The organism is Tepidimonas sp. (assembly GCF_046292505.1).
Taxonomy (GTDB): Bacteria; Pseudomonadota; Gammaproteobacteria; order Burkholderiales; family Burkholderiaceae_C; genus Tepidimonas.
Window position 1 is genome coordinate 1 of sequence record NZ_JBKBQX010000274.1, and the last position, 526, is coordinate 526.

The window sequence follows — 526 nt, forward strand, 5'->3', positions numbered from 1 at the left end:
GCCAAGTTTGCCGACGAGGCCGAGGCGCAGCTACCAGGTTATGTCGTTTGCCAGTTGGGTAGTCACGTAGGTAGTTGCAGTCGTGGAAATGAGAATGAGTTACTTCATTGAGACGGGCACCGCAAAGGCATTGTTGGTTGAGTAAACTCTCAGACGGTGGACGGCCCAATAAATAACACATTGCATACCGGTAGTGTTCATCTTCAATACGGAAAGCAGCTTCAGTTGGTAGCGTGACTTGCCACAGGCCAGCTCCCTTCTGACTGGCACTGCACAGGCGGACGCGTAGCGGATCATCTTCTGGCACGTCAGCAAGCAGCTTGTCTTTCTCCGTGCGCATGATTGTTTTGGATAGCTGCGCTTGGATCTTGACCGCTCGCTTAGTGGCCGCACTGCCATCCGCTAACATCTTGTCATTGGCACTTCTCCAGATCCCAGGCATAGTGCGGTCGCGGTCCGCATCCACAGCGAAGCCAACCAGCGATGACAGAGATTCAGCTGAGACACCTTGTTGGAGCAGCTCAGT

The 526-nt window shown here is 53.8% G+C and carries 1 protein-coding gene; it reads right to left on the minus strand.

The window, feature by feature from the left end:
* A partial coding sequence (locus tag ACK4TH_RS13230) for a hypothetical protein (protein WP_409627095.1) occupies positions 1–526 on the minus strand: 526 nt, incomplete at both ends.